Source organism: Chitinophaga sp., assembly GCF_036569185.1.
GTDB lineage: Bacteria > Bacteroidota > Bacteroidia > Chitinophagales > Chitinophagaceae > Chitinophaga.
In genome coordinates this window covers 1-5,848 of sequence record NZ_DATCRD010000286.1, presented here as the reverse complement: position 1 = coordinate 5,848, position 5,848 = coordinate 1, and the positions used below count along the sequence as shown (strand labels likewise).

Annotated in this window: 5 protein-coding genes; 4 read left to right on the top strand and 1 reads right to left on the bottom strand. The window is 45.9% G+C overall.

The window, feature by feature from the left end; all coding sequences use genetic code 11:
- The first annotated feature begins 45 nt into the window (after nucleotides 1-45).
- The 4 genes from VIM72_RS22155 (at nucleotide 46) to VIM72_RS22140 (ending at nucleotide 4,789) form a co-directional block, all read left to right on the top strand.
- Entirely contained in the window at nucleotides 46-399 is a 354-nt protein-coding gene (locus tag VIM72_RS22155) for a hypothetical protein (protein ID WP_332005006.1), read from the top strand.
- Nucleotides 400-479: 80 nt separating this feature from the next.
- The gene (locus tag VIM72_RS22150) at nucleotides 480-2,999 is read left to right on the top strand and encodes a DUF5686 and carboxypeptidase regulatory-like domain-containing protein (RefSeq protein WP_332005005.1); all 2,520 of its coding nucleotides are present in this window, start codon (nucleotides 480-482) and stop codon (nucleotides 2,997-2,999) included.
- A 453-nt stretch (nucleotides 3,000-3,452) separates the two neighbouring features.
- Entirely contained in the window at nucleotides 3,453-3,659 is a 207-nt protein-coding gene (locus VIM72_RS22145) for a hypothetical protein (protein ID WP_332005004.1), read from the top strand.
- 113 nt (nucleotides 3,660-3,772) lie between these two features.
- Complete coding sequence (locus tag VIM72_RS22140) at nucleotides 3,773-4,789, top strand: rhodanese-related sulfurtransferase (protein ID WP_332005003.1); 1,017 nt, start codon at nucleotides 3,773-3,775, stop codon at nucleotides 4,787-4,789.
- Between the two features lie 184 nt (nucleotides 4,790-4,973).
- On the opposite strand, the gene VIM72_RS22135 is transcribed toward VIM72_RS22140, so the two are convergent.
- Nucleotides 4,974-5,848: efflux RND transporter permease subunit (locus tag VIM72_RS22135; protein ID WP_332005002.1), on the bottom strand; the 875-nt coding region annotated here is incomplete at its 5' end.

Sequence of the window (5,848 nt, the reverse complement as noted above, 5' to 3'; positions counted from 1 at the left end):
GACAAATTCCGCATTAGTTTTAATTTTTCTCGTTATATTAGAATCATGAAATCCTTTGCCCATTTTCTCCTCGTCCTGCTCCTGGCTTATGCGGCAGGCATGATACTGCCCTGGTGGAGTGTAGCGCTCGTCGCTTTTCTCGTCACCCTGCTGATGCCTTTATCTCCGGGTAAATCGTTCTTCAGCGCTTTCATGGGCATTTTTGTATTATGGATGATCCTGGCCTTTTATATGGACGTAAGGAATGATCACCTCCTGGCTAACCGCATGAGTGAAATGATATTGAAGCTACGAAGCGCACCGCTAATGGGAGTGGTTAGCTCGTTTCTGGGTGCACTGGTGGCTGGTTTTGCCGCTAGTTCCGCTGCGTTTGTCCGTGCTCCTAAAAAGACCGCCTGATTACTTATCCAGGCTGTTAAAATTCTGATAAAACAGTTTATGCCAATTACCTGTAAGCTGTTCGCCGTTACATTTGGAATATGAAGTATTACCTGTCTGCCCTGTTTTGCATTTTCATTTCCAGCTACTGCCAGGCTTTTGTGGTGAAAGGCCGCGTAACGGATGATAAAGATCAGCCGCTTCCATTTGCTACCGTTTTCATTAAAGGAACCACTACCGGCACTACTACCAATGCCGCAGGCCAGTACCAGCTTGACCTGGCGCCCGGGCAATATACCGTTGTATGCCAGTACATCGGCTTTAAAAGAACAGAGCTCCCGGTTAACGTAAACGCCTCAACGCAAACGCTCGATTTCCGCCTGCAGCCAGTGAACATGCAGATAAAAGAAGTAGTGGTAAAAGCCAATGGAGAAGATCCTGCATATGCGATCATCCGTCAGGCCATTAAGAAAAGACGCTTCTACCAGGAACAGGTGAAGGAATATACCTGCATGTCGTATATCAAAGGCACCATCGGCATGAAAAACGTTCCCGGAAGGTTTATGGGGCAGAAGATAGATAAGAAGGATATGGGGGTCGACAGTTCCGGGAAAGGCATGATCTTCCTGTCGGAATCAGTAACAAAAATATCTGCAAGGCAACCAGACAAAATCAAACTGGAAGTAATTTCCTCCCGTAAAAGCGGCGGTGGCTTCGGTTTAAGTTTTCCTGCCATCATCAGCTTTTATGATAACAACGTGTCCGCAGTAATCACGCAAATGGGGCCCCGTGGCTATATTTCGCCTATTGCGGAAAATGCGCTGGCCTATTATAAATATCACCTGGAAGGTACATTTACAGAAGATGGTAAAACAGTGAACAAGATACAGGTTATTCCCCGCCGTAAACATGAGCCCCTGTTTTCAGGTCATATCTTTATTACAGACAGCGACTGGCGCATTCACAGCGCGGCGCTGCTCCTTACCAGCGAATACCAGCTGGAGCTGATGGATTCACTGGAAATACGACAGACTCACGTCCCTGTTACCGGAGATATATGGCGTGTAAAGGACCAGGTGATACAAATCTCGTTTAATAAATTTGGCTTCCGTATGGGGGGGAGCTTTGTAAATGTGTACTCCGATTATAATGTACATCCGCAATTTCCGCCAAAGTTCTTCGATAATACTTTCCTAAAGTACGATTCCGCTTTCGATAAACAGGCGCATGCATACTGGGACAGCGTGCGGCCGGTGCCACTGGAAACTGATGAGGTAAAAGATTACCACGAAAAAGACAGCATTGCGCAGGCTGCGCGCGACTCATCCTTTTCCCGCTATCACCTCGATTCCCTGCAACATAAACAACCACGCATTAAAGCAATGGATGTGCTCTGGAACGGCGTGAAGCGTAAGTATTATTTCCGCCGCGACAGCTCCATTCAGTATAACTCCCTGGGCGTAAAAGGGCTGTTGAAGTTATTGAAGTATAACACCGTGGAAGGCCTGGTGATTGCACTGGAGCCTGATCTGAATATCTATACCGGGGAAGAAAGCAGTTTACGCATTACCCCCTTCCTGCGGTATGGATTAAGCAATACTCACTTCAATGCCTATACGCAAATTGATTTCAGCAACCGCAGCAAGGTGCATAAGCGTTTTGGGCGTAACGACTGGTCGCTGGCAGGAGGGAAGCGCGTTTCACAATTCAACCAGGATAATCCCATCGATAATATTGCCAACGAGTTTTATACCCTGTTCCTGAAGGAGAACTATATGAAGCTGTATGAAAACTGGTTCGGCAAACTCCGCTACACCCGTACATTTCAGACAAATGATAAGCTGTCGCTGGGAGCTACCTATGAAAGCAGGAACCCGGTGGAAAACACGACCGATTTTGTGATCTTTAAAAACGACAATAAACAATTCACGCCTAATCATCCTTATGAACTGGCAAACGTGCCATTTGAAAAACACCAGGCCCTGGTGCTGGATGCCAGCTTTACCTTCCAGCCCGGGCAGCAATTTGTGGAATTGCCCGATCGCAAAATTCCTTTTGGTTCCAAATATCCCACCTTCATTATAGGTTACAGCAAAGGCATCCCCAATGTGGGGAACAGCATTGTTGATTTCGACAAATGGAATTTTTCTGTGCAGGATAATATGAACTTCAAACTGCTGGGTGAGCTCCGCTACCATATTGGTGTAGGAGGTTTCCTGAACGACCGGAATGTGCAGATTCCCGATTACCAGCATTTCAACGGTAATCAAACATTCTACAACATGAAATACCTGAACAGCTTCCAGCTGGCGCCTTATTACCGGTACAGCACTACTGCACCGTTTTACGCCACCGCCAATGTAGAACATCATTTCAATGGCTTGCTTACCAACAAGATCCCTTTGCTGAACACGTTGAAATGGAACCTGGTGGCTGGCGCCAATGCGTTTTACGTAAACAGTGATAATAACTATATGGAAGTTTTCGGAGGCATCGAAAATATTTTCAAGATGATCAGGGTAGATGTAGTCGCAGGTTACCAAAGTAAAGAAGATACCCGTATAGGCGTGCGTGTTGGCTTTGGGGGAATCCTGGGTAGTATGGTGAAGTCTAAAAACTAACCGATACTAATTCCGGGGACCCTGTTACCACCTGATATTGCCTGCCAGGTAACAAAAATCCCCGTATCTCACTGGTCTTAGAATTTCTTCCTGCTTTTTATTTCTTTCTTCTCGTCAAAGAAATAAGCCAGCAGCCTGTAAATCCAGATACCAATAACTGCATAAATAAAGTAGGTAATGTAAATACTCATAACATAACATTTTCGGGTTAATCAATATTACTCGTGAAACTCATTTTTCAAAAAGGGTGCCAATTGGGGTTGTAACTTATCTGCAAAGTTATATACAATAATTATCAAATAGTTATAAAAAAATAAATATTTTTTAAACCTACGCTGAACTTTTGGCTGCTTAATTACGTTATTAAGGTACATACATTTTGGACCAACGCAGTGCACATTTTACTCACACGTTGATACCAGAACAGATTGTCATCCTTTTGAACCACCCGGTATGAGAAAAATAGCCCTCATTGCGCTGTTGTCGGGAATTGCCCTGGCTGTGGCCGCCTACATCACTGAAACAAATGACCTGCCCGGTGCGGCAGAACTGAGAACCCCCGGCTTTATCGGTTACATCTTCATTATCAGCGCTATAGCCTGGTTTTCGGTACATGTACTTTATCAATGGGCAAAGGAATCAGATCCTTATCATTATTGATATTCAATGGATTTTGCTATCTTTGCGGCCTGAATCAATTGTTCTTTTAAGATGAAAGAAAATTGATTGGAGTTTTGTTCGCGACGCAGGCGTCCTTAAAATTTCAAGCAATTATGGCATTACACAACAGAGTATCTGCCGCCGAACTGAAAGTCCGGCTGGCCAACGAAACGTTTAAACGCGTTACCGTTTCCTTCTACCAATACGCAAAAATCCCCGACCCCCAGGCATTCCGTGATCAATTGTACGAATCGCTTTTCCAACTTGGTACTTTCGGACGTATTTATGTAGCCCATGAAGGCATTAATGCCCAGGTGAGCGTACCTGAGCATCATTTTGAGGCGTTTAAGCAACAGTTGTATGCTATCGACTTCCTCAATGGCATCCGGTTGAATATTGCAGTAGATGACGACGGCAAATCCTTTTTTGTACTGAAGATCAAAGTACGGGAGAAGATTGTGGCCGATGGCATTACAGACCCCACTTTCGACATGGCCAACCGCGGCCGTTATGTGGATGCCGGCACTTTTAATAAACTCACAGAAGATCCGGACACGGTGATCGTGGACATGAGGAATCACTATGAGTATGAAGTGGGCCATTTTGAAGGCGCCATAGAAGTGCCCTCGGATACTTTTCGCGATCAATTGCCCATGGCAGTGGAGATGCTGGCAGATCAGAAAGACAAGAACATCATCATGTACTGCACCGGCGGTATCCGTTGCGAAAAAGCTTCAGCTTATATGCTGCACAACGGCTTTAAGAACGTATTCCACCTGGAAGGCGGTATCATTGAATATACGAACAAAGCAAGGCAACAAGGGCTTCCTATTAAATTCAAGGGGAAAAACTTTGTGTTCGACGACCGGCTCGGAGAGCGCATCAGCGATGATATTATCAGTCATTGCCACCAGTGCGGCGAGCCTTGCGACAGTCATACCAATTGCCTGAACGACGGTTGCCACCTCTTGTTCATCCAGTGCGAATCATGCGCTAAGAAATATAATGGCTGCTGCAGTGAAGCCTGTCAGACTACCCACGCATTACCACCGGAACAACAGGCGGAACTGCGCAGGGGCGTGGAAAAAGGGCTGATGTTCAATAAATCAAGAAGAAGAAAAATAGAATAAAAAAATCCGCCCCGCGTTGTTTCTTCTCGGCAGGGCGGAGTAGCTGACCATAAAATTGAATCGGCCGGAGTAACCCGGCCTTTTCTTTTTTATGACCATTCTATCAACCTATATGCGAACTAAAAACCCAGCGCATGCCCATTCGTATTGTTACTAAAGCGAACGGCTATACGCAATTCGTTGACTACATCTGGTCTCTTTTATTTTTATAAGCGCCGTAGAAAATGATGGGGAATACCAGCAAGGTTAACACCGTTGCGGTAATAAGCCCGCCAATTACTACAATCGCCAGCGGCTTCTGTGTTTCTGATCCGATACCATGTGATATGGCGGCAGGAATGAGCCCTATAGCGGCCATCATCGCTGTCATTACCACAGGGCGCACACGGCTTTGCACCCCCAGCCTGATGGATTCATTCAGCGATAGTTTCGCCTCCAGGTTCTTGTGGAATACGGAAATGAGGATCACCCCGTTCTGGATACAGATCCCAAACAATGCAATGAAGCCCACGCCAGCAGAGATCCCGAAGTTCATATTGGTAATATGCAATGCCAGGATACCCCCTATCAGCGCGAAAGGCACGTTCATCAGTACCAATCCTGCATCTTTTACACTGCCCAGCATAATAAACAATACCATGAAAATGGCAATGATGCTGATAGGCACTACCTGCCCCAGGCGTTGTGTGGCGCGTACCTGGTTTTCAAATTCACCGGTCCATCCAATACTGTAGCCTTTGGGCAGTTTCACCACCCGGTTGATCTTCGCCTGTGCTTCAGCAATGGTGCTGCCCAGGTCGCGGTCGCGCACGGAGAACTTCACGCCTATAAAACGTTTGTTGTTATCGCGGTAAATGAATGCCGGCCCGGTAATGGTTTTGATCTCCGCAATTTCTTTCAGCGGTATTTTATTATTGTTGATAGTAGGCACCATCAGGTTGGCGAGATCGTCTTCTGTTTTACGGTAGTTCTCGTCATAGCGGATACGGATATCAAATTTCTTCTCGCCTTCATATAGCTGGGTCGCGGTTTTACCGCCAATGGCCATTTCAATCACGG